This is a genomic window from Qipengyuania xiamenensis, from assembly GCF_019711495.1.
GTDB classification, from domain to species: Bacteria; Pseudomonadota; Alphaproteobacteria; order Sphingomonadales; family Sphingomonadaceae; genus Qipengyuania; species Qipengyuania xiamenensis.
Map to the genome: position 1 here is coordinate 612222 of NZ_JAIGNM010000002.1, position 21409 is coordinate 633630.

The window sequence follows — 21409 nt, forward strand, 5'->3', positions numbered from 1 at the left end:
CGTAAGATTACGTCTGGGAGACGATTCTATGGCCGACAGGCCTCAAGGTACTGCGAAAGCTGGCGATAACCGCCCCAAGCTCTCGCTTCACGTACCCGAACCAAAATTCCGGCCCGGTGACGCGGTCGACTTCTCGCATATCGAGGTGCCCGAAGCAGGCGCGCAGCCGCGCCCTGACGAGACCACCGATCCCAAGGACATGCTGGACTTCGCCCACGGGCTGATCCGCGTGCTGGGTGAGGACAACAAGGCGCATGGTCCCTGGGACCCGAAGCTCGATCCCGAAACGCTGCGCACCATGCTCGGCCACATGGCCATGACGCGCGCCTTCGACGAGCGCATGTTCCGCGGCCAGCGGCAGGGCAAGACCAGCTTCTACATGAAGTGCACCGGCGAAGAGGCGACCAGCGTGTCGGCCTCGATGGCTCTTGCGGCGGACGACATGGTCTTCCCCAGCTATCGCCAGCAGGGCATCCTGATCCAGCGCGGCTATCCGATGATCGAGATGATCAACCAGATCTACTCGAACCGGGGCGACAAGCTGAAGGGCCGCCAGCTGCCGATCATGTATTCGAGCAAGGAGCACAGCTTCTTCACCATCTCGGGCAACCTCGCCACGCAGACCCCGCAGGCGGTCGGCTGGGCGATGGCATCGGCGATCAAGGGCGACAGCCGGATCGCCGCGACCTGGGTGGGCGAGGGCAGCACCGCGGAAGGCGACTTCCACTCGGCTTGCCTGTTCGCGACCGTCTACAACGCACCGGTCATCCTCAACGTGGTCAACAACCAGTGGGCGATCTCGAGCTTCAGCGGCTTCGCGGGCGCAGAGCGCGCGACTTTTGCCGCGCGCGGTGTCGGTTATGGCATTGCCTCGCTGCGCGTCGACGGTAACGATCCGCTGGCCTGCTATGCAGCCGAGCAGTGGGCCGCCAACCGCGCCCGCGCTAATGCCGGTCCGACGCTGATCGAGTTCTTCAGTTACCGCGCGGAAGGTCATTCCACTTCGGACGATCCCAGCGGCTATCGCAGCGCGCAGGAGCGGGACGAGTGGCCGCTCGGCGACCCCGTGATGCGCCTCAAGAACCACCTCATCGAAATCGGTGAGTGGGACGAGGAGCGTCAGGAAAAGATGGACCTCGAAGCGGCCGAATACGTGAAGAAGACCACCAAGGAAGCCGAAGAGAACGGCATTCTCGGCCACGGTCTCCACCACCCGTTCCGCACCATGTTCGAAGACGTGTTCGAAGAGCTGCCCTGGCATCTCAAGGAACAGGCTGAACAGGCGATCCACGAACGCGAGACCAAATTCCCCGAAGGACTCCCGAACGGAGGAAAGGGCGCATGAGCGACACCGCAACCAAGACCGCGCCCGCCGCAGAGGAAGGCACTGAACGCCGCCTCAACATGATCGAGGCGATCAACGACGCGCTCGACGTGTCGATGGGCCGCGACGAAAACATCGTCATCATGGGCGAGGACGTCGGCTATTTCGGCGGCGTGTTCCGCTGCACCGCCGGGCTCCAGCAGAAATACGGCAAGAGCCGTGTGTTCGACACGCCGATTTCCGAATGCGGCATCATCGCCGCGGCAGTCGGGATGGGGGCCTATGGCCTGCGTCCGGTGCCGGAAATCCAGTTCGCCGACTACATCTATCCCGGCCTCGACCAGCTGATCTCCGAAGCGGCGCGCCTGCGCTATCGTTCGGCAGCCGAGTACACTGCGCCGATCACCGTGCGCAGCCCCTTCGGCGGCGGCATCTTCGGCGGCCAGACCCACAGCCAGAGCCCCGAGGCGATCTTCGCCCATGTCTCCGGCCTCAAGACGGTCATCCCGGCGACGCCCTATGACGCCAAGGGCCTGCTTATCAGCGCCATCGAAGACAATGACCCGGTCATCTTCTTCGAGCCCAAGCGCATCTACAACGGCCCGTTTTCGGGCTATTACGACAAGCCGGTCGAACCGTGGAAGCGCTTCGATGCGAGCGTCGTGCCCGAGGGTCACTACAAGATCCCGCTCGGCAAGGCGCGCTACGCGATGCAGGGTGATGAGCTCACCATCCTCGCCTACGGCACCATGGTCCACGTGGTCGAGGCGGTCTGCCGCGAGAAGGGCGTCGAGGCCGATATCGTCGACCTGCGCACCATCGTTCCGGTCGACATCGAAACCATTGAGGAATCGGTCAAGAAAACCGGCCGCTGCCTCATCGTCCACGAAGCAACGCGCACTGCCGGTTTCGGCGCTGAACTCAGCGCGCTGGTGACCGAACGCTGCTTCTACCACCTCGAAGCCCCGGTCGAACGCGTGACCGGTTTCGATACGCCCTATCCCCACAGCCTCGAATGGGCCTATTTCCCCGGCCCGATCCGTATCGGCGAGGCCCTCGACAAGATCCTGAGCGAGTAATCGACATGGCGAAATTTGTATTCAACATGCCGGACATCGGCGAAGGCATTGCCGAGGCGGAAATCGTCCAGTGGCACAAGAAGGTCGGCGACACGGTCAAGGAAGACGAGGAATTCGTCGACATGATGACCGACAAGGCCACCGTGCCGATGGAAAGCCCGGTCGACGGTAAGATCCTCGAGATCGCCGGTGAAGAAGGCGACATGGTCTCGATCGGCTCGATGCTGGTGGTGATCGAGGTCGAGGGCGAAGTGCCCGAGGATGTCGCCGAGGAAGCACCGGCTCCTGCGCCCGCACCGGCTCCCAAGGCCGACGTGGTCGAAGAGCGTATCGAGGTCGAAACCTCCGACGCGAGCGATGCCGACGATGCGCTCGCTGCTGACCCCGAGCCCGAACCGCTGCCCGCACCGACTCCGGCGCCCGAGCCTAAGCACCAAGCGAAGGTCCTCGCGACCCCCGCAGTGCGCAAGCGAGCCAAGGAATTGGGCGTCGACCTCAGCCAGGTGAAGCCTTCGGAAGAAGGTCGCATCCGTCACGGCGATCTCGACCAGTTCCTCTCCTACAACTCGGGCTATGGCGCTGCCGCCAAGACCCGCGAGGACGAGGAGAAGAAGGTCATCGGCATGCGCCGTCGCATTGCCGAGAACATGGCCGCCTCGAAGCGCAACATCCCGCACTTCTCCTATGTCGAGGAATGCGATGTCACGGACCTCGAGGTCCTGCGTGCACAGCTCAACGCCAGCCGCGGCGACAAACCCAAGCTGACGATCCTGCCGCTGCTGATCACCGCGATCTGCAAGACGCTGCCCGACTTCCCGATGATCAACGCGCGCTACGACGACGAAGCGGGTGTGGTCACGCGCTATGGCTCGGTCAACATGGGCATGGCGGCACAGACCGATGCGGGCCTGATGGTCCCGGTCATCAAGAATGCGCAGGCCAAGAATCTGTGGCAGCTCGCGACCGAGATTTCGCGCCTCGCCGATGCCGCGCGCAACGGCACCGCGAGGAAGGAAGAGATGGAAGGTGGCACGCTGACCGTGACTTCGCTCGGTCCGCTCGGCGGCGTAGCGACCACCCCGGTGATCAACCGCCCCGAAGTCGCGATCATCGGTCCGAACCGGATCATCGAGCGCCCGATGTATGTCACCGGCGCAGACGGTGTGGAGCGGATCGAGAAGCGCAAGCTGATGAATATCTCGATCAGCTGCGATCACCGCGTGGTCGATGGCTGGGATGCAGCGAGCTTCATCCAGGCATTGAAGAAGCTGCTGGAAACGCCAGCGCTCATCCTCGTCGACTGACGAGCATCGCTAACTGAAAAAGGGGCTCCCGCTTCGGCGGGGGCCTTTTTTATTCGGCCGGTCGTTCGACCGAGACCGATTCCTGGATATCGATTGCCGATTTGGCCGCGATTGCGCCGCCGCCCAACATGGCGAGCGATGCAGCGAGAAATGCTGTCTGCAACATATCGAAACCCCCGTTTGCCCCACGTGATTTCGATGGTCAGGTTCGACCCGAAAGGTAAATTTCGGGTAAATTCCAGCCTCCTGCGCTGCGTTGAAAAAAAGAGCGAAAAAAGGCGCTCAATTTGCGTTGACAGGAATCGGAGCCTCCACTAGATGCGCGGCTCCCAAGGGGGCGCTACAGCGCAATGCGCGGGTGTAGCTCAGTTGGTTAGAGTATCGGCCTGTCACGCCGAGGGTCGCGGGTTCGAGTCCCGTCACTCGCGCCACCTTGGGATTATTCTTCGAAAAGCCGCCTTCGGGCGGCTTTTTTCATGCCTGCGGTCCGGCTTTCGCTTCGGCCAGCTTGCGCAGGTTTTCCTCGTGTCCCGCCTTGTCGATCCGGTAGCGTGAAACGCAATAGAGGGCGCCCAGATAAAGCAGCAGCAGAGTGGGGGCGTAATAGGCGCCCAGCATCCACAGCGTATCGCTCGAAACGGTTTCGGGAGCTGCCCCTTCGGGAAAGGCGATGATCGAAAGGATCGTGCCCGCAGCCGCCACGCCGATGCCCTGCGTGACCTTCCGGGTGAAGGTGGAGGCTGCGTAATAGACGCCTTCGTTGCGGCGTCCGGTGCGGACCTGGTTGGATTCAACGAGATCGGCGATCATCGAATAGGCGACAGCCTGCGTTGCGATGATGAGAGCAAGGTCGATGACATTGATGCTCATCACCAACGGAAACAGGATCGGATCGCCGTTTTCGGGCATCAACCCGGCTAGCCGCAGCAGGACCGGTGCGGGCTGGATGGTGAAGGCGAGCAGGCCCAGGCCGATCACCGATTCCTTCTTGCCGAACCTCCTCACGCTCCACGGGGCGATCAGGAAGCCGAAGAGCGCGGACAGCAAGACGGTGCAGGTCCAGATGAAGATCTGGAATTCCTCGAAACCCCAGAAGTATCGAAGCATCAGGAAGGAAAGGGCCGCTGCCAGGCCCGATGCAATCGCGAACAGGACCGTGGCAAAGAACAGGGCGATGAAACTCTTCTCGCTCAGTGTCTCGACCATCTCCCGGAAGATGCGCCGCACTCCGAAGCGCTCTCCGGTCGCGACCGGGCGGTGGAGGTGCGGAATACGATGATGGGTGCCGATGGCTGAAATAAGAATGGCGGTCAGTATCAGTATCGAGCCGATGATCCCGTAGGTCGCGTAGGCGCCCCTGTCGAGCATGCCCATCGGTCCGGTCATCAGCGCGCCGAACATGATGATGCTCATCATGCTGCCACCGGTCCAGCCGAAGAACAGGCGGTAGGACTGGAGGCTGGTACGCTCTTCGTAATCCGAGGTCAGTTCAGGGATGAGGGCGGAGCTCGGCGTCTCGTAAAAGGTGATGAAAGTGCGGATCAGCACAGCCAGCCCGGTCAGGTAGAGAAATAGCCCGGTCTGGCCCCAGTCGGGCGGATTCCACAGCAGGAAATAGCTCAGCGCCACGGGCATGGCGGCTGCGTACATGAAGGGATGGCGGCGGCCCCAGCGGCTATGGAAATTGTCCGACCAGTAGCCGACCAGCGGATCGGAGATCGCATCGAAGGTCAGTGCGATGAAGATCGCAAGACCCACGAGGCCCGGCTCCAGACCGATTACAGTGCCGTAGAAGAGCAACAGGAAGTAGTCGAAGCCGTTGTTCTTGATGCCGAAAGCCGCCGCACCGAAACCGTGCGCTAGCTTCAGACCGACCGACGGTTTGTCGGATACCCCCGCAGTGGTCGCCATATTCTCTCCCTTGGGGAAAGGAGGCTAGGGATGACTTCGCCGCTTGGCAATCAGCGCCAGTTGCCGGTTTCCATCCACTTGAGGAACCGGCCCAGCGGCAGGAGCCATATAAGGCCGAGGAACAGGTAGATCACGGTCTGTGCAAGTGCAGGCCAGTCACCGATAAGACCCGGCAGGTACCGCGCAATCACTATGCCGTAGACCAGAAGGCCGATCAGGAGGCCCAGCAGGCCGACCGGAATGCGCCAGGTTGGTTCTTCTCTCATGCGAACGGTCCGTAGATGCGGGTTGGGGTCACGACGGCGTCGAGACGGCGGTCATGCGGCTCGACCGGCAGCTCTTCCGCCAGCTGGCAATCCCACGCAAGCCCGATAGCCGTAACATCCTCGCGGTTCTCGAGCCAGCGATCGTAGTGGCCACCCCCCTGTCCGAGCCGGTCGCCTTCCGCAGTAAAGCCCACCAGCGGGACAAGCAGGACCTGCGGCTCGACAACCGGCGCATCGGGTGATGGCTGGAGCAGGCCGAAGGGTCCGACTTCGAGATCTTCCTCGTCGAACGGATCGAGATGCCGGGCGAATTCCATTGGCGAATTGCGCGTCTTGAAGCGGGGGAGTGCGACCTCGTGGCCGCGTTCGAGGAAGAACTTGGCATAGGAGGCCGCAGGCGCTTCGAAGGGATCGGCACGATACAGGCCGACGGTCGTGCCTTCGGGCACGAGGTCGAGCAGCGGCGCCGGAGGGCGGTGGAAGACCAGCCCGCGCATGCTTTCGGGCAGCTGTGCGACATGGTCGCGTCGCATGCTGCGGAGAATTTTACGGAGTTGGTCCTTGGTCACGCCTTGCCTGCTCCCGCATTGAATGCCGATGCCCGGCCACCGCGCTCAAGCAGCGAAGCGGTAGCGCGAAAAGATTGTGGCGGGACCACTATGGGTCGTTTCCGGAAAATCCTCTGACGCCTTCACGTCAGGTGGGCGCCGTATATCCAGATCGCCAGGACGAACCCGCCAACCCGGTAGGGACAGCTCCCTTGGATTGCTTATAGCCTCAGGGATATTCATGCGGCTCGTGCCGAGCAGCCCCGCCGAGCGTTTACTTAGGAGGCCGAGGCCTCACCCTCAAGAGCCGATGCTGCACCTTCGAGCGCATTTGCGACGCGCTCCAGCCTAATCGCCAGCGCATCGGTGTCGATTCCAGGATCGGGCGGGTGCGATTGCGCCGCATTGCGCGCGTCGGTCAGTTCGTCGGCGAGCAGGATAGCGGCGAACAGCAGGTTCTTCGCTTCGTTGCTGGTCGCGTTCTTGCCCATGCCGCTGATCTTGTCGTCAACCATCTGGGCAAGGCCGCGCACCTTGTCTTCCTGCCCGTTGGCGGTCGAGACGGTATAGACGCGCCCGCCGACCTGCAGCTTGACGTCGCTCATTGCTCGAGTCTTTCGATCAGGGTGTCGAGTTCGCGCAGATTGCTCGCGACACGCAACTTCAGCGCCTCGTGCGCCTCTGCCAGTCGGCTGTCGTCCGCAGGCGCGGATCGCGGAAGCGCGGCTTGTGTTTCGATGCGTGCGAGGGCTTTTTCGAGCCGCTCCAGCGCGCCGTGGATACGTGTTTCGCTCATCAGGGCTTCGCAAATACCAAGATTGGCCCGCAACGGCAAAGGCTTGGGCCCGCCTGTTGATAAATTGCGCCAAGACGATGAAGGCGCGGATCGTGCGGCCACTCGGGTTGACCTCGCGCGCGCCCTCCGCGAAGGGTTCCCACGCGTCGAATCGCCACACATTTTCGGAGAATAATCCCCATGAGTCTCGACACTGCTCGCATGGTCCAGATGGCCAATGCCATCAGGGCACTTTCGATGGATGCGGTGCAGGCGGCGAACTCGGGGCATCCCGGCATGCCGATGGGCATGGCCGATGTGGCGACCGTGTTGTGGAGCGAATACCTCAAGCACGATCCGGCGTCCCCTGACTGGGCCGACCGCGACCGTTTCGTCCTGTCCGCTGGCCACGGCTCGATGCTGATCTACTCGCTGCTGCACCTGTCGGGATATGCGGCGCCGACGATGGACGACATCCGCAACTTCCGCCAGCTCGGCAGCCCGTGCGCAGGCCATCCGGAAAACTTCCTGCTCGACGGCGTGGAATCGACCACGGGCCCGCTGGGGCAGGGCCTCGCAATGGCGGTCGGCATGGCCATCGCCGAGCGCAAGCTGAACGCGGACTTCGGTGACGATATCGTCGACCACAAGACCTGGGTTATCGCCGGTGACGGCTGCCTGATGGAAGGTATCAACCACGAGGCGATCGGTCTTGCCGGTCACCTGAAGCTCGGCCGCATGAACGTGCTGTGGGACGACAACCAGATCACCATCGACGGCGGCACCGACCTGTCGACCAGCGAAGACATCAAGGCCCGCTACGCGGCGACCGGCTGGCATGTCGTCAGCTGCGACGGCCATGATTTCGACGATATCCGTCGCGCACTCGATGAAGCGCAGGCAGACGAGCGTCCGTCGCTAGTTGCCTGCCGCACGGTCATCGGCAAGGGTGCGCCCAACAAGCAGGGCACCAGCGCCACCCACGGTGCGCCGCTGGGTGACGAGGAAATCTCGGCCGCGCGCGACGTGCTCGGCTGGGACTACAAGCCTTTCGAAATTCCCGAGCAGGTCCTGTCGGACTGGCGCGGCACCGCCGACGCTGGTGCAAAGGCGCATAGCGAATGGAATGACCGTCTTTCCGCCGACAGCCAGCGCGCCGAATTCGAGCGCCGCATGTCGGGCGACCTGCCCGCCAAGTTCAGCCTCGACAATTACATCCAGTCGCTGATGAAGGAGCCGGTCAAGGTCGCTACCCGCAAGGCGAGCGAAATGGCTCTCGACAAGATCAACGCCATGTTGCCGGACACGATGGGCGGCAGCGCCGACCTGACGGGCTCGAACAACACCAAGGCGGGCGGCATCGGCCCGTTCACGGCAGACGACTACTCTGGCCGCTACATCTACTACGGTATCCGCGAATTCGGCATGGCCGCGGCCATGAACGGCATGGCGCTGCACGGGGGCGTGATCCCTTACGGCGGCACCTTCCTCGTCTTCACCGACTATTGCCGCGCGGCGATCCGCCTGTCAGCCCTGCAGCAGGTCCGCGCGATCTATGTTATGACGCATGACAGCATCGGGCTTGGCGAAGATGGCCCGACACACCAGCCGGTCGAGCATGTGCAGAGCCTGCGCATGATCCCGAACCTGCTCGTGATGCGCCCCGCCGACGCGGTCGAGACGGCAGAGTGCTGGGACATCGCGCTGCGCAGCAAGGACCGCCCTGCGGTGCTGGCGCTGAGCCGCCAGAACCTGCCGCAGGTGCGCAACCATCCCGAAGAGACGGATATGAGCTCGAAGGGCGCCTATCGCCTCAAGAAGGCGGGCAACGCGCACAAGGTGACTCTCGTTGCGAGTGGTTCGGAAGTGCATCTCGCGCTTGCCTGCGCCGACGAACTGGAAAAGCAGGGTGTCGGCGCCAGCGTGGTTTCGATGGTCTGCACCCAGCTCTTCGACGAGCAGGACGAGGCATACCGCAAGGACATGATCCCGGCATCGAGCCTGCGCGTCAGCATCGAGGCGGGCACCACATTCGGCTGGGAACGCTACACCGGCGAAAACGGCCTCAACATCGGGATCGACAGCTTCGGCGCCAGTGCGCCGGCAGGCGATCTCTTCAAGAAATTCGGTTTCACGGCGGACGCTATCGTTCCGCAAATCATGAACAAATTGAACGGTTAAGCAGGAGCTTTTCGCATGGCTACCAAGGTTGCAATCAACGGTTTCGGACGCATCGGACGCCTCGTGGCGCGTGCGATTCTCGAACGTGACGACCACGATCTCGACCTCGTTTCGATCAACGATCTCGCCGACACGAAGTCGAACGCGCTGCTGTTCCAGTACGACAGCACGCATGGCCGCTTCCCCGGCACCGTCGAAGTCGGTGACAACGCGATCATCGTGAACGGCAAGTCGATCGCCGTGACAAGCGAGCGTGATCCGGGCAACCTGCCGCATGCCGACCAGGGCATCGACATCGTTCTCGAATGCACCGGCTTCTTCCAGAGCCACGAAGCTGCCGAACCGCACCTCAAGGCAGGCGCGAAGCGCGTGCTGATCTCGGCTCCGGCCAAGAACGTCTCGGCCACCATCGTCTACGGCGTGAATCACGAAACGCTGACCGCCGACGACGTGATCGTCTCGAACGCCAGCTGCACCACCAACTGCCTCTCGCCGATGGCGAAGGTCCTGCATGACACGGTTGGCATCGAGCGCGGCTTCATGACCACGATCCACAGCTACACCAACGACCAGCGCATGCTCGATCAGATGCATGGCGACATGCGTCGTGCCCGTGGCGGTGCGCAGAACATGATCCCGACCACCACCGGCGCTGCCCGTGCGGTCGGCCTCGTCCTGCCCGAACTCGCCGGCAAGCTCGACGGTAGCTCGGTCCGCGTGCCGACCCCGAACGTCAGCCTCGTCGACCTCGTCTTCACCCCCGGCCGCGACACCAGCGCCGAGGAATTGAACGCTGCACTCAAGGCAGCGGCCGAAGGCAAGATGAAGGGCGTGCTCGACTACACCGACCAGCCGCTCGTCAGCAGCGACTTCAACCACTATCCGGCCAGCTCGACCATCGACAGCCTCGAAACCAGCGTGATGGAAGGCAAGCTTTGCCGCGTCGTCAGCTGGTACGATAACGAGTGGGGCTTCTCGAACCGCATGATCGACACCGCCGGCGTGATGGCGAAGTTCCTTTAAAGGACGCAAACATGAGCAGTTTCAGGACCCTGGACGACCTTGGTGATGTGACTGGCAAGGTCGCGCTGGTGCGCGTCGATTTGAACCTTCCGATGAAGGACGGTTCGGCAACCGACGTCACCCGTGTGGAGGCGGTGAAACCCACCATCCTCGAACTCGCCAACAAGGGCGCCAAGGTCCTGCTGCTTGCCCATTTCGGCCGCCCCAAGGGGCAGCGCTATTCGACCATGTCGACCAGCTTCGTGCAGGGCGATGTGGAAGAGGTGCTCGGCAAGGAAATCATGTTCATCCCCGAGGTCATGGGCCCCGTGGTCGAACAGTCGATCGACATCCTTTCGGCAGGCGATATCGGCCTGCTCGACAATGTCCGCTTCTGGCCAGGTGAAGAAGCGAACGATCGGGAATTCGCAAAGGGCATGGCCGCCCACGGCGATTTCTACGTCAACGATGCGTTTTCCGCTGCACACCGCGCTCACGCTTCGACCGAGGGACTGGCGCATCACCTCCCGGCCTATGCTGGACGTGCGATGGAGGCTGAACTCAAGGCTCTCGAAGCCGCGCTCGGTTCACCGGAGCAGCCGGTTGCGGCAGTCGTCGGTGGGGCGAAGGTCTCGACCAAGCTCGACGTGCTCGAAAACCTCGTCGGCAAGGTCCAGCACCTCATCATCGGCGGCGGCATGGCCAACACCTTCCTCGCTGCGCGCGGGGTCGATGTGGGCAAGTCGCTGTGCGAGCACGACCTCACCGACACCGCCAATCGCATCATGGACCAGGCCGACCACGCGGGCTGCACCGTTCACCTGCCCTACGACGTCGTGGTGGCGAAGGAATTCGCCGCGAACCCGCCGAGCATGCGCGTCTGCAACGTCCACGAGGTCGCCTCGGACGAGATGATCCTCGATGTCGGTCCGCAAGCGGTCGAAGCTTTGGGCGACGTGCTCAAGACCTGCAGCACGCTGGTCTGGAACGGCCCCATGGGCGCCTTCGAGACCGAACCCTTCGATGCCGCCACCGTGGCGCTCGCCAAGACGGCCGCTGCGCTCACGCAGGACGGATCGCTGACTTCGGTCGCAGGCGGGGGCGATACCGTCGCCGCGCTGGCACATGCGGGCGTGAAGGATGATTTCACCTTCGTGTCGACCGCAGGTGGCGCTTTCCTCGAATGGATGGAAGGCAAGGCGCTTCCGGGCGTGGCTGCGCTGACGGCCTGAGCCGATGGCCACCGCGCGCCACCTCTTCTCCACCCCCTTCGTCGCCGACACGCTGCAAAGCGAGCCGGGCATGCGCATGCTGCGCAATGCGATCGAGGAAGAAAGGGCGCGCGATGCAGCCGGGGTCGATATTTCCAATATCGGCGGCTGGCATTCGAACACGCAGATGCTCGACTGGGGCGGCGAGGCTGCAAGGGCGCTGGCTCACAAGGCCATGACTCTGGCCGACGAGCAGACGATCGACAACCGGAGCCCCGAATTCAGCCGCTTCACCTGGCACCCCGAAATGTGGGCCAATGTCAGCGGCAAGGGCGCGGCGAACCAGTATCATTTCCACCCGGGCAGTTTCTGGTCGGCGGTCGCCTATATCGACGATGGCTATGACGGGGACCCCGATCCGGGCCTTGGCGGGGAACTCCAGCTGCAGGATCCGCGCATGCCCATGATCCGCATGGGAGCACCCGATCTCAGGCTCAAGCAACCTGACGGCCAGCCGATGCACAGTGAGGTTTCGCTGCGGCCCAAGACCGGCATGATCGTGATGTTCCCGAGCTGGCTCCAGCACGCGGTGCGACCCTTCAAGGGCGAGGGCACCCGCATTTCGATCGCGATCAATCTCGTCGCGGTACTGAAAAGGCCCAACTGACCGGGCTGCGACCCGGACGCATCGCTTCGGGATTAGTTACATTGGTGGTGTTGCAGGTGCGAAAGCCCTTTTGTATGGGCCGCGCATACGAATGCACGACCCAAGGGATTCTCACATGACTTTCGATGAAATGCGCGAGCGGATTGCAACCGGACAGGGCTTTATCGCCGCACTCGACCAGTCGGGCGGTTCGACCCCCAAGGCACTTCGCGGCTACGGCGTGGAAGACAATGAGTGGGAAGGCGACGATGAGATGTTCGGCATGATCCACGAAATGCGCCAGCGCATCATCGAAGCTCCCTGCTTCGGCAATGGCAAGGTCATCGGCGCGATCCTGTTCGAGAAGACCATGGAAGGCGAAAGCGGCGGCAAGAGCGTGCCCGCTCGCCTCAAGGAACGCGGCATCGTGCCGTTCCTCAAGGTCGACAAGGGTCTCGAGGACGAGCGTAACGGGGCGCAGCTGATGAAGCCCAATCCGAACCTCGAAGCCATGTGCGCCCGCGCCAAGGAACTCGGCGTGTTCGGCACCAAGATGCGCAGCGTGATCAAGTCGGCCAATCCGGTCGGCATCAAGGAATGCGTCCGCCAGCAGTTCGCTGAAGGTGCGCGCATCCTCAGCTGCGGCCTGATGCCGATGCTCGAGCCCGAGTATGACATCACCGCGGCAGATCGTGCCGAAGGCGAGAAGATCATGCTCGAAGCCATCGAAGAAGGTCTCGACGCGCTGCCAGAAGGCCAGCAGGTCATGCTCAAGCTGTCGATCCCCAGGGAAGCCGGTCTCTATGCAGGCCTGGCCAAGCACCCCAAGGTGCTGCGCGTGGTCGCACTTTCGGGCGGCTATTCGACCGACGAGGCTTGCAGCGAACTCGCGAAGAACCCCGGCATGATCGCCAGCTTCAGCCGCGGCCTGCTGCAGGACCTGCGCGAGGCGCAGAGCGACGATGAATTCGACGGCACGCTGTCGGGCGCGATCGACCAGATCCACGCCGCCAGCGTCGCCTGACCTGCTGCTGCGAGCGGCCTAGCGCCGCTCGTAGACGAAGCGATAATCGCCGGAAGGAATCGCCCCTTCGCTGCGCCTTTCGGGCGTGGCGGAGGCAAGCACGAAAGTGCGCCCCATGACTTCGTAGGGTTCGCCGAGAGTGAGCTGGGCAGTCTGCGCCCAGTGCGTTGCGGTGATGCGCGTCGTCACCGTGAGCTTGCCCGCCCAGACGCAGGTAGCGTCGGCAGGACAGCGGCTGTCTTCCTTTACCGCCTGCGGGGTCAGGATGACATCGCCAGCCCAGACCGCCTTGCCAAGGCCGACTGGCGTCCCCTGCGAGGCGGATTCCTGCCCGACTCGCGGGGTATCGGGGATGATCGCACAGGCGCTGAGCGAGAGGAGGGCGAGCGGTGCGAGGAGCGTTTTCATGTCCCCGCTAGACGCTTGTCGCGCTTTCGTATCGCTGAACGGGTGACGAAGCCGCGACGAGGCGATAAGGCGCGAAGATGGCCGAAGAAATTCCCACCCAGCTCTACCTGATTTCGCCGCTCGACGTGTCGGGCGATTTTCCCGAGAGGCTCGAACGCGCGCTCGAGGCGGGCAAGGGCGTGGTGACCGCTTTCCAGTTCCGCGTGAAGGGCCTCGACCAGCACGAAGCCGCTGCCCTGGCAGAGCCGCTGCAGGCGATTTGCGCTGCCCATGAGGTGGCCTTCATCGTCAACGATTCGATAGCGCTTGCGAAGCGACTGGGAGCGGACGGTGTGCACCTCGGGCAGGGCGATGGAGATGTCCAAGAAGCGCGCGACGAACTTGGCCGCGAAGCGCAGATCGGTGTGACCTGCCACGCCTCGCGCCACCTTGCGTTAGAAGCCGGCGAAGCAGGCGCCGACTATGTCGCCTTCGGCGCGTTCTTTCCGAGCAACACCAAGGAAACCGAGCACCAGGCCGAAACCGACCTGCTCGAATGGTGGCACGAAATGGTCGAAATCCCCTCGGTCGCAATCGGCGGGATCACGCCGGAGAATTGCCGTCCGCTGATCGACGCGGGCGCGGACTTCCTTGCCGTGTCCGGCGCGGTCTGGGGCGGTGACGAAGTTGCTGTTGTAAAAGACTTTGCGGAGCAAATCGCCTCGGCGTGAGTTCTCTTTCCTGTACGGGGCGGGTCGCCTCCCCGAAATCCAGGAGAGGTCCCCAATGCGCAACCTTCTTTTCGTCGCTGTTTCTTCGCTCGCGCTTGTCGCCTGCGGCACCAATGATGCCGAGGAAAACACCGATACCACGACGGCACAGGCCGAACCCGCCGAAGACTATGGCTACGAAACCTACGACGAGGACAATCTCGCCGATACGATGGCTTCGAACGACGATGCTCAGGGAATGGGCGACAGCGTTGCGCGCGAGGACCAGGATATTCCCGACAGCGAAGAACGCCCGGTGATGCAGGCACAGGTCGTGCTCGATCGCATCGGCTTCGGCCCCGGCGTGATCGACGGCAAGATGGGCATGAGCACCGAGAACGCGTTGAACGGTTTCCAGGAGGCCAATGGTCTCGATGTGACCGGCGAACTGGACGAGGCGACCAAGACTGCGCTTTCCGACTGGGATTCGATCCCCGCGACGCGTGTGGTCACTATCCCGGCAAGCTGGTCGAATGCGGAATATGTCGACATTCCCGAAGAAACGGCTGCCAAGGCCGAACTCGAGCGGATGGGTTACAAATCGCTCGACGAGCGGTTGGCCGAGCGTTTCCATACGACCGTAGACGTGTTGAAACAGCTCAATCCCGATGGTCGTCCGGCGGGGATGGAGGCTTCGGCAGAGGACGAGCAGACCGACAAGGAGCAGCCGAAGGACAAGTCGGCCAGCTATTTCACTGCCGGCCAGCAGATCCGCGTACCCAATATCGGCGGCGACCGGATCGAGAAGGGCAAGATCGGCGATCGCGACTGGCAGCGCACGCTCGCCAGCCTCGGTGTCGGTAGCGACCAGCCCGAGGTCGACCGCATCGTCGTTAGCAAGGCTGGAAAGACGCTGAAGGCCTATCAGGGCGAGAAGCTTGTCGCGCTGTTCACCGTCAGCTCCGGGTCGAGCGAATTTCCACTGCCACTGGGCGAATGGGACATCGTCGGAGAGGCGTATAATCCGCCCTACAGCTACGATCCCGCAGTCCTGTCCGGAGGCAAGGAAGACGGGAAGGAGTACATGCTCCCGCCCGGACCCAATTCGCCCGTCGGGGTGATCTGGATCGACCTGTCCAAGGAGCATTACGGCATCCATGGCACGCCCGACCCCGAAACCATCGGCCGCGCGCAATCGAGTGGCTGCGTTCGCCTGACCAACTGGGATGCTGCCCGCCTTGCGGGAATGGTGTCCCAGTCGACGCAGGTGATTTTCGAGTCCTGAGAGGCTAGGGAGGGGACATGAACTTCGTCGACAGACTGCTCACCATCGTCATCACCGCCACGATTACCAGCGCGATCTGGATCGTGGCGGGCGGTTCGCTAATCGAGAATGCCACTGCCGACAGCCAGCGCGAGGCGACCCGTCCTGCGGAAGCTGCGCCGAGCCCGTCGCCGAGCGAAACCGCGTCCGGCGTCGCAGACGCCGCGACCGACGCTCCCGACGCGGGCACGCTGGACACGTCCGAAGTCTCTGCGCCGAGCGATGAGCAGGCGCGCCAGCTAATGATCCCGGTGAAGAACATCAGGGCAAGCGATCTCACCGATACCTTCAGTGATTCGCGCGCCGGCGGGCAGCGGCTGCACGAAGCGATCGACATCATGGCGCCCAAGGGCACCAGCGTCGTCGCAGCAGCGCCGGGTACGGTTGAAAAACTGTACCGGTCGGATGCTGGCGGGCTGACGATCTACGTGCGCTCGAACGACCGCGAGACGATCCACTATTACGCCCATCTGGACGAATATGCGCAGGGGCTGAAGGAAGGACAGAAGATCCGCCGCGGCCAGCGGCTGGGCACGGTCGGGTCTTCGGGCAATGCTTCGGAGGAAGCGCCGCATCTTCACTTCGCGATATTGCAGACCTCTGCCGATGCGGAATGGTGGGAGCCGGCCAATGCGGTCAATCCCTATCCGCTGCTGACCCGGCGCTAGTCGCGGACCGGTCCGGCCCTGTGGCAGCGCAGGCGGCCAAGCTTGCCGTCCTTGCCGAGTTCCTGGAGCAGTCCGGAGGAGACGCGCATCATCTTGTGCCCCTTGAGCGGGCCGCGGGTGAAGGTCACGCGGCGACCTTCGAGGAGGTAGGTGCCCGATCCCTTGTCGGTCGTGTAGCTGGATGCGCCGGTGATCGAGAAGCCGTGACCTTCGACCTCGTTCCATGCAGCGCCATCGGCAACACCCGGCAGCGCGCACACATATTCGCCCTGCGGCAACAGGCCGAGGCGGCCCTGCGCGAGCGACGGCGTTGCGGCGAAAACCGCAGCGGCCAGGATTGCGTAACGAACCGGTTTCATGTCTTACCCTCCAATCACCTGATATAGGGGCGAGGGGTGAAAATTTCCACCGCCTTGCCGTCGGCACCGCCAGCCTGTAAGGCGCGCTCCACACGGCCACTGGCAAGCAGTGGCGCTCTTTCACATCGAGGCATATTCCCATGAAGATCAGCGGCGTGGACATCCGTCCGGGCAACATCATCGAATACGAAGGCGGTATCTGGAAAGTCGCCAAGATCCAGCACACCCAGCCCGGCAAGGGCGGTGCCTACATGCAGGTCGAGATGAAGAACCTGCAGGACGGCCGCAAGACCAACGTCCGCTTCCGCAGCGCCGACACGGTCGAGAAGGTGCGCCTCGATACGCAGGACTACCAGTTCCTGTATGAAGATGGCGACATGCTCGTCTTCATGGACCAGAACACCTACGAGCAGATCAACCTGCCGAGCGACCTGCTCGGCGATGCACGCCCGTTTCTTCAGGACGGCATGCAGGTGAAGCTCGAACTGTGGGAAGAAAAGCCGATTTCGGTCGAACTTCCGCAGCACATCGAAGCCGAAATCGTCGAAGCCGACGCCGTGGTGAAGGGCCAGACCGCTTCGTCCAGCTACAAGCCCGCCGTGCTCGACAATGGCGTTCGCATCATGGTTCCGCCGCACATCGAAAGCGGCACGCGTATCGTGGTCGACGTGTACGAACAGACCTACGTCGGCAAAGCCAGCTAAGCATCGTCAAGCAAAAGGGTCGCATCCATGGGCAAATCCATCGCCAGCCGCTTCGATAACATCGATATCGCCAAGAGCACCCTGCGTGCCGTCATCATCAATGATGATGAGCTGACGCTGGAGATGGATTTCTGCCTCGAGCCCGAGCACGAGGATTACGAGCAACCTTTGGAAGGCGAGGACTGCTGCTGGCATCCCGGTCTCCTGAAGTTCGCCGGGATCAGCAAGCTCCAGCTCGACCGCCGCGATGCTGCAGGCGAAAAGATGCAGCGCCGCTTCGCGATCGAGACATTCAACATCGAGGGCACCAAGTTCGACATGGCCTGCGAGTGGGGCGACATCCACCTCCAGGCGCGTTCGATCCGCGTCCTCACCGAGTAACCGAGTAAGAGACTATAATGGCCGCAATTTCCGGACTGATCCGCGTAATGGAAAAGGCCGCCCGCAAGGCGGGTGGACGCCTGCGCCGCGACTTCGGCGAAATCGAACACCTGCAGGCGAGCCGCAAGGGCCCTGCCGATTTCGTATCCAAGGCAGACCTCCGTGCCGAACGCACGATCTATGACGAGCTTCTCGCCGCACGCCCCGACTGGGGCTTCGAGATGGAAGAAGCCGGCACGATCGAAGGCGCGGACGGCATGCCGCGCTGGATCGTCGATCCGCTCGACGGCACCAGCAACTTCCTCCACGGCATCCCGCATTTCGCGATCAGCATCGCCGTGCAGGAGCGCAAGCTGGGCAGCGACGACTGGGGGGATGTGACTGCCGCGGTCGTTTACAACCCGGTCACCGACGAAACGTTCTGGGCCGAGAAGAGCCGCGGTGCATGGCTGCACGACGGCCGCCTGCGCGTCTCCTCGCGCCGCAATCCGTCCGAAGCGCTGATCGCGACCGGCATACCCTTCGCGGGCCATGGCGATTTCGCCGAGTGGTCGAAGATCTTCAATGCGATCGGTCCCAATGTCGCGGGCATCCGCCGCTTCGGTGCTGCCTCGCTCGATCTCGCATGGCTTGCGGCCGGTCGTTACGACGGTTTCTGGGAAAGCGGCCTCAACGACTGGGATACCGCTGCAGGCTGCCTGATCGTACGCGAGGCTGGCGGCTTCGTGTCCGATTTCCGTGGCCGTTCGCAGCAGATCCATTCCAAGCAGGTGCTCGCCGCAAACGACCAGCTGCATTCGAAACTGCACAAAATGCTCGCCAACGCCCTCAAGGCTTGAAGCGAACGTGGGGCGCGGCTAACTCCCGCGCTCCAGCACGTGCCTCCGTGGCGGAATTGGTAGACGCGCTCGACTCAAAATCGAGTTTCTTACGAAGTGCCGGTTCGAGTCCGGCCGGGGGTACCACCACTTTTTTCAGTCTCTGTGTAACTTTTCGCGCGCCCTTTCGAATTGGGTCGCAAGGGTGCATTCTGCGCCTACCAGACAAGGGACTGACAATGACCGATCGCGGCCTCATCAAGGGGCTTGCCGCCGTACTCCTCGTGACGGTGGCGAGCCAGATCTTCTACATCACGGTGGTGTCCGGATCGCCCAACGAGATGCTCCGCCCGGCGACGTGGTTCACCGAGCTCTTCGCTTTCTCAGCATCCGTGATCTTCGCCCTCGCACTGGCTGCGCGGCGCCCCGTGCAGGCCGCTGTCTGGTCGACCATTGCGCTCGCCGGAATTCTCAATGTGATCCAGGTCGGAATGGGCCTGTCGATGTTCGCGCCCGCCATGGATGCTCAGGAAGCGGTCCCGCAACTCTTCCTCGCGATCCTCGCCGGTGCCTTCTTCTTCTATTTCCTCGCCAAGCTCCTGCTCGGGGTCGCGGCAATCGTCCTTGGGTATCAGGCGGTCCGTGCCGGGGGGCTCGCTTCGAGGGGCGCAGGTGGTTTCTCCATTGCTGCGGGCCTTGCCGCCATCGGCCTGTCGTTCTTCGCCATGATCGATTCCGAAAGCTGGACTTTCCCCGCAGGCGCGGCGGGAACGGCGGTGACGGCCCTGCTGGCACTCGTGCTGTTCCTGCAGCCTGCACAAAGCGCCCGGGAAGGCTGAAACCCCTTGATATTCCGCCCGAGTGGTGAGACTTACCGCTCCGGATGATCGGGATCCCATCCTATCACGCGATGGCGGCAATGGCCGTCACAGTCGCAATGTTCGTCGCCTTTGCGCGCGGACGCATGTCCATCGAAATCATTTCGCTCCTGACCATCGCGGTCATCGCGGTGGGCCTGTATTTCTTCCCGCTGGATGGCGCCCAGCCTACTGACGGGATCGCGCTCGCATTCTCCGGCTTCGGACATTACGCGCTGATCACCATCTGCGCGCTGATGATCCTCGGCAGGGGGCTGGTGGTTACGGGCGCGCTGGAACCTGCGGCGAGGTTCCTCGAGCGCATCTTCAAGTTCAACCTGCAGATCGGCCTGCTGTTTTCACTCGTGCTGGCCTTCGTGCTGTCGATGTTCGTCAACAACACGCCGGTGCTGGTCCTGCTGATCCCGATCTTCGTGACACTGGCGGCGCGCGGGGCGATGCCTGCCTCCAAGACCCTGATGCCGCTCAACGCCGCGTCGCTGATCGGCGGCCTTGCGACCACAATCGGTACTTCAACCAACATCCTTGTCGTATCGATCGCGGTCGATCTCGGCATGCCGATGATGGGCGTGTTCCATTTCACCCCCATCGTGCTGGCAGCTGCGCTGGTGGCCTTGCCCTATATCTGGCTGGTCATGCCCAAGATGCTCGACGACAACCGCGTCGAGCAGGTGCACGAGGCACGCAAGTTCTTCACCCGCCTGAGGGTCACGGAAAACAGCCTGCTCAACGGGCGCGAGCTCTCGCAAATCGCCTCGCGCCTGCCTGCCGGTATCGAATTCCATGACGTGAAGCCGGGGCTTTTCCGTCCGGGCCAGCGCATCAAGGTCTCGGGCACGCATGAAGCGATCGAGGAAGTGATCCAGGTCATGCGCGGCGAGGCTGCGCCGAGCTGGGTGCTCGAACGCATCAACCGCGCGCATAACGAGACCGGTGAGGATATCCAGGTCGTCGAGATGACGGTCACCGCCGACAGCCGCCTGATCAGCCGTACGCTGCCCACCTCGGGCATTGCGGACCTGTACGGTGTGGCCGTGGTCGGCATCCATCGCCCCGAAACGCTGATCGGCCAGAAGGACCAGTATAGCGACGTCGGCGATATCCGGATGCGGGAAGGCGATGTGCTGCTGGTCATGGGACTGCAGCACGATCTCGAAAGTTTCGCGAACGGAGACAGCCTGTTGATGCTCGAAGGGCGCCGCGAGCTTCCGCGCCGCTCCAAGGCGTGGCTTGCGGCCGGTATCATGGGCGGTACCGTGGCTCTCGCGTCAGTCGGACTGCTGCCGATCGCCATCGCTTCGCTCGCAGGCGCGATCCTCATGTTCCTGACCGGCTGCGTGAAGTTCGACCGTGTCGGGCGCGCGCTGTCGGCGCAGGTCATCGTCCTCGTGGCCGCCAGTATCGCCATCGGGCGCATCATCCTCGAAAGCGGGGCAGCGGCGTGGCTCGGGGAATTGCTGGCAGTGGGCCTCATCTACCTTTCCCCCGCAGCGGTCCTCGCAGCGATCATGCTGTTCGTGACGCTGCTCACCAATTTCGCCTCCAATGCGACTGCGGCAACGGTAGGCACCCCGATCGCTTTCGCGGTCGCAGCGCAGCTCGGCCTGCCGCCGGAGCCGCTGGTGCTGGCGGTTCTGTTCGGCTGCAACCTCTCCTATGCGACTCCGATTGCCTATCAGACGAACATGCTGATCATGTCCGAAGGCAGCTACGATTTCGGCGACTATGTGAAGACCGGCGTGCCGCTAGTGCTGATTATGGTGACGGTGCTGTCGGCCGGCCTCGCGATCACTTACAGCCTATAGGGCGCTTTCCTATTCGCGGGGACCGTGCCAGTCTCCGCGCGAAATGACCGGGATCTGCGGGGCAGGGGATTTCTTCCACTGGACCGTGTTCCATGTGTTCCATC

23 protein-coding genes and 2 tRNA genes are annotated in these 21409 nt (G+C 62.9%); 18 read left to right on the forward strand and 7 right to left on the reverse strand.

What is annotated here, in order from left to right:
- Positions 1–28: 28 nt before the first annotated feature.
- The 4 genes from K3165_RS11205 (at position 29) to K3165_RS11220 (ending at position 4138) form a co-directional block, all read left to right on the forward strand.
- A complete protein-coding gene (locus tag K3165_RS11205) occupies positions 29–1345 on the forward strand; it encodes a 3-methyl-2-oxobutanoate dehydrogenase (2-methylpropanoyl-transferring) subunit alpha (RefSeq protein ID WP_221548945.1) in 1317 nt (438 codons plus the stop codon).
- Complete coding sequence (locus K3165_RS11210) at positions 1342–2403, forward strand: alpha-ketoacid dehydrogenase subunit beta (RefSeq protein WP_221548946.1); 1062 nt, start codon at positions 1342–1344, stop codon at positions 2401–2403. The genes K3165_RS11205 and K3165_RS11210 overlap by 4 nt, the downstream gene beginning before the upstream one ends.
- Before the next feature lie 5 nt (positions 2404–2408).
- The gene (locus K3165_RS11215; RefSeq protein ID WP_221548947.1) at positions 2409–3707 is read left to right on the forward strand and encodes a dihydrolipoamide acetyltransferase family protein; all 1299 of its coding nucleotides are present in this window, start codon (positions 2409–2411) and stop codon (positions 3705–3707) included.
- Positions 3708–4061: 354 nt separating this feature from the next.
- Positions 4062–4138: transfer RNA gene (locus tag K3165_RS11220), tRNA-Asp, on the forward strand.
- Between the two features lie 43 nt (positions 4139–4181).
- On the opposite strand, the gene K3165_RS11225 is transcribed toward K3165_RS11220, so the two are convergent.
- The 5 genes from K3165_RS11225 to K3165_RS11245 all read right to left on the reverse strand — a co-directional run bounded on the left by K3165_RS11225 (position 4182) and on the right by K3165_RS11245 (position 7228).
- A complete protein-coding gene (locus tag K3165_RS11225) occupies positions 4182–5618 on the reverse strand; it encodes an MFS transporter (protein WP_221548948.1) in 1437 nt (478 codons plus the stop codon).
- Positions 5619–5668: 50 nt separating this feature from the next.
- Positions 5669–5884, reverse strand: a complete 216-nt coding sequence (locus tag K3165_RS11230) for a DUF2842 domain-containing protein (protein ID WP_221548949.1) — start codon at positions 5882–5884, stop codon at positions 5669–5671.
- Positions 5881–6453, reverse strand: coding sequence for a 5-formyltetrahydrofolate cyclo-ligase (locus K3165_RS11235; protein ID WP_221548950.1), 573 nt, complete (start codon positions 6451–6453; stop codon positions 5881–5883). The genes K3165_RS11230 and K3165_RS11235 overlap by 4 nt, the downstream gene beginning before the upstream one ends.
- A 257-nt stretch (positions 6454–6710) precedes the next feature.
- Complete coding sequence (locus K3165_RS11240; protein ID WP_221548951.1) at positions 6711–7037, reverse strand: cell division protein ZapA; 327 nt, start codon at positions 7035–7037, stop codon at positions 6711–6713.
- Positions 7034–7228, reverse strand: coding sequence for a hypothetical protein (locus K3165_RS11245; protein WP_221548952.1), 195 nt, complete (start codon positions 7226–7228; stop codon positions 7034–7036). Before K3165_RS11245 ends, K3165_RS11240 begins: the two co-directional genes overlap by 4 nt.
- A gap of 180 nt (positions 7229–7408) precedes the next feature.
- Here K3165_RS11245 and tkt point away from each other — a divergent pair, with 180 nt between their 5' ends.
- From tkt to K3165_RS11270, 5 genes are all read left to right on the forward strand, one after another.
- Positions 7409–9388, forward strand: coding sequence for a transketolase (gene tkt / locus K3165_RS11250; protein WP_221548953.1), 1980 nt, complete (start codon positions 7409–7411; stop codon positions 9386–9388).
- 15 nt (positions 9389–9403) lie between these two features.
- Positions 9404–10411 carry a type I glyceraldehyde-3-phosphate dehydrogenase gene (gene gap, locus K3165_RS11255; RefSeq protein ID WP_221428133.1) on the forward strand — a complete coding sequence of 336 codons (1008 nt, stop codon included), beginning with the start codon at positions 9404–9406 and terminating at the stop codon, positions 10409–10411.
- An 11-nt stretch (positions 10412–10422) separates the two neighbouring features.
- Entirely contained in the window at positions 10423–11622 is a 1200-nt protein-coding gene (locus tag K3165_RS11260; protein ID WP_221548954.1) for a phosphoglycerate kinase, read from the forward strand.
- A gap of 4 nt (positions 11623–11626) precedes the next feature.
- Positions 11627–12268 carry a 2OG-Fe(II) oxygenase family protein gene (locus K3165_RS11265; protein ID WP_221548955.1) on the forward strand — a complete coding sequence of 214 codons (642 nt, stop codon included), beginning with the start codon at positions 11627–11629 and terminating at the stop codon, positions 12266–12268.
- Between the two features lie 115 nt (positions 12269–12383).
- On the forward strand, positions 12384–13271 hold the full coding sequence (locus K3165_RS11270) for a fructose bisphosphate aldolase (RefSeq protein ID WP_221548956.1): 888 nt from the start codon (positions 12384–12386) through the stop codon (positions 13269–13271).
- An 18-nt stretch (positions 13272–13289) separates the two neighbouring features.
- On the opposite strand, the gene K3165_RS11275 is transcribed toward K3165_RS11270, so the two are convergent.
- Positions 13290–13679, reverse strand: coding sequence for a hypothetical protein (locus K3165_RS11275; RefSeq protein ID WP_221548957.1), 390 nt, complete (start codon positions 13677–13679; stop codon positions 13290–13292).
- 77 nt (positions 13680–13756) lie between these two features.
- Between K3165_RS11275 and thiE the strand changes: the two genes are divergently transcribed.
- From thiE to K3165_RS11290, 3 genes are read left to right on the forward strand one after another with little or no spacing between them, the layout of a single operon-like run.
- A complete protein-coding gene (gene thiE / locus K3165_RS11280; protein ID WP_221548958.1) occupies positions 13757–14389 on the forward strand; it encodes a thiamine phosphate synthase in 633 nt (210 codons plus the stop codon).
- Between the two features lie 55 nt (positions 14390–14444).
- A complete protein-coding gene (locus K3165_RS11285; RefSeq protein WP_221548959.1) occupies positions 14445–15653 on the forward strand; it encodes a L,D-transpeptidase family protein in 1209 nt (402 codons plus the stop codon).
- A gap of 17 nt (positions 15654–15670) precedes the next feature.
- Positions 15671–16360 carry a M23 family metallopeptidase gene (locus K3165_RS11290; RefSeq protein WP_221548960.1) on the forward strand — a complete coding sequence of 230 codons (690 nt, stop codon included), beginning with the start codon at positions 15671–15673 and terminating at the stop codon, positions 16358–16360.
- Here K3165_RS11290 and K3165_RS11295 read toward each other — a convergent pair.
- On the reverse strand, positions 16357–16719 hold the full coding sequence (locus K3165_RS11295) for an elongation factor P (RefSeq protein WP_221548961.1): 363 nt from the start codon (positions 16717–16719) through the stop codon (positions 16357–16359). The genes K3165_RS11290 and K3165_RS11295 overlap by 4 nt on opposite strands.
- A gap of 140 nt (positions 16720–16859) precedes the next feature.
- On the opposite strand from K3165_RS11295, the gene efp reads away from it, so the two are divergent.
- From efp to K3165_RS11325, 6 genes are all read left to right on the forward strand, one after another.
- Complete coding sequence (efp, locus tag K3165_RS11300; protein WP_221548962.1) at positions 16860–17423, forward strand: elongation factor P; 564 nt, start codon at positions 16860–16862, stop codon at positions 17421–17423.
- A gap of 27 nt (positions 17424–17450) precedes the next feature.
- Complete coding sequence (locus tag K3165_RS11305; RefSeq protein ID WP_221548963.1) at positions 17451–17804, forward strand: hypothetical protein; 354 nt, start codon at positions 17451–17453, stop codon at positions 17802–17804.
- Between the two features lie 17 nt (positions 17805–17821).
- Positions 17822–18643, forward strand: coding sequence for an inositol monophosphatase family protein (locus K3165_RS11310; RefSeq protein ID WP_221548964.1), 822 nt, complete (start codon positions 17822–17824; stop codon positions 18641–18643).
- 41 nt (positions 18644–18684) lie between these two features.
- Positions 18685–18769 (forward strand) — tRNA-Leu (locus K3165_RS11315).
- Positions 18770–18861: 92 nt separating this feature from the next.
- Positions 18862–19461: a hypothetical protein gene (locus K3165_RS11320; protein ID WP_221548965.1), complete on the forward strand. Its 600-nt coding sequence runs from the start codon at positions 18862–18864 to the stop codon at positions 19459–19461.
- 44 nt (positions 19462–19505) lie between these two features.
- Positions 19506–21305, forward strand: coding sequence for an SLC13 family permease (locus K3165_RS11325; RefSeq protein ID WP_221548966.1), 1800 nt, complete (start codon positions 19506–19508; stop codon positions 21303–21305).
- The last annotated feature ends 104 nt before the right edge of the window (positions 21306–21409 follow it).

Bases quoted from the DNA above. Each gene is read 5' to 3' on its own strand.
- K3165_RS11205 (WP_221548945.1), top strand. From the start codon at position 29: ATGGCCGACAGGCCTCAAGGTACTGCGAAAGCTGGCGATAACCGCCCC.
- K3165_RS11210 (WP_221548946.1), top strand. From the start codon at position 1,342: ATGAGCGACACCGCAACCAAGACCGCGCCCGCCGCAGAGGAAGGCACT.
- K3165_RS11215 (WP_221548947.1), top strand. From the start codon at position 2,409: ATGGCGAAATTTGTATTCAACATGCCGGACATCGGCGAAGGCATTGCC.
- K3165_RS11225 (WP_221548948.1), bottom strand. From the start codon at position 5,618: ATGGCGACCACTGCGGGGGTATCCGACAAACCGTCGGTCGGTCTGAAG.
- K3165_RS11230 (WP_221548949.1), bottom strand. From the start codon at position 5,884: ATGAGAGAAGAACCAACCTGGCGCATTCCGGTCGGCCTGCTGGGCCTC.
- K3165_RS11240 (WP_221548951.1), bottom strand. From the start codon at position 7,037: ATGAGCGACGTCAAGCTGCAGGTCGGCGGGCGCGTCTATACCGTCTCG.
- K3165_RS11245 (WP_221548952.1), bottom strand. From the start codon at position 7,228: ATGAGCGAAACACGTATCCACGGCGCGCTGGAGCGGCTCGAAAAAGCC.
- tkt (WP_221548953.1), top strand. From the start codon at position 7,409: ATGAGTCTCGACACTGCTCGCATGGTCCAGATGGCCAATGCCATCAGG.
- gap (WP_221428133.1), top strand. From the start codon at position 9,404: ATGGCTACCAAGGTTGCAATCAACGGTTTCGGACGCATCGGACGCCTC.
- K3165_RS11260 (WP_221548954.1), top strand. From the start codon at position 10,423: ATGAGCAGTTTCAGGACCCTGGACGACCTTGGTGATGTGACTGGCAAG.
- K3165_RS11265 (WP_221548955.1), top strand. From the start codon at position 11,627: ATGGCCACCGCGCGCCACCTCTTCTCCACCCCCTTCGTCGCCGACACG.
- K3165_RS11270 (WP_221548956.1), top strand. From the start codon at position 12,384: ATGACTTTCGATGAAATGCGCGAGCGGATTGCAACCGGACAGGGCTTT.
- K3165_RS11275 (WP_221548957.1), bottom strand. From the start codon at position 13,679: ATGAAAACGCTCCTCGCACCGCTCGCCCTCCTCTCGCTCAGCGCCTGT.
- thiE (WP_221548958.1), top strand. From the start codon at position 13,757: ATGGCCGAAGAAATTCCCACCCAGCTCTACCTGATTTCGCCGCTCGAC.
- K3165_RS11285 (WP_221548959.1), top strand. From the start codon at position 14,445: ATGCGCAACCTTCTTTTCGTCGCTGTTTCTTCGCTCGCGCTTGTCGCC.
- K3165_RS11290 (WP_221548960.1), top strand. From the start codon at position 15,671: ATGAACTTCGTCGACAGACTGCTCACCATCGTCATCACCGCCACGATT.
- K3165_RS11295 (WP_221548961.1), bottom strand. From the start codon at position 16,719: ATGAAACCGGTTCGTTACGCAATCCTGGCCGCTGCGGTTTTCGCCGCA.
- efp (WP_221548962.1), top strand. From the start codon at position 16,860: ATGAAGATCAGCGGCGTGGACATCCGTCCGGGCAACATCATCGAATAC.
- K3165_RS11305 (WP_221548963.1), top strand. From the start codon at position 17,451: ATGGGCAAATCCATCGCCAGCCGCTTCGATAACATCGATATCGCCAAG.
- K3165_RS11310 (WP_221548964.1), top strand. From the start codon at position 17,822: ATGGCCGCAATTTCCGGACTGATCCGCGTAATGGAAAAGGCCGCCCGC.
- K3165_RS11320 (WP_221548965.1), top strand. From the start codon at position 18,862: ATGACCGATCGCGGCCTCATCAAGGGGCTTGCCGCCGTACTCCTCGTG.
- K3165_RS11325 (WP_221548966.1), top strand. From the start codon at position 19,506: ATGATCGGGATCCCATCCTATCACGCGATGGCGGCAATGGCCGTCACA.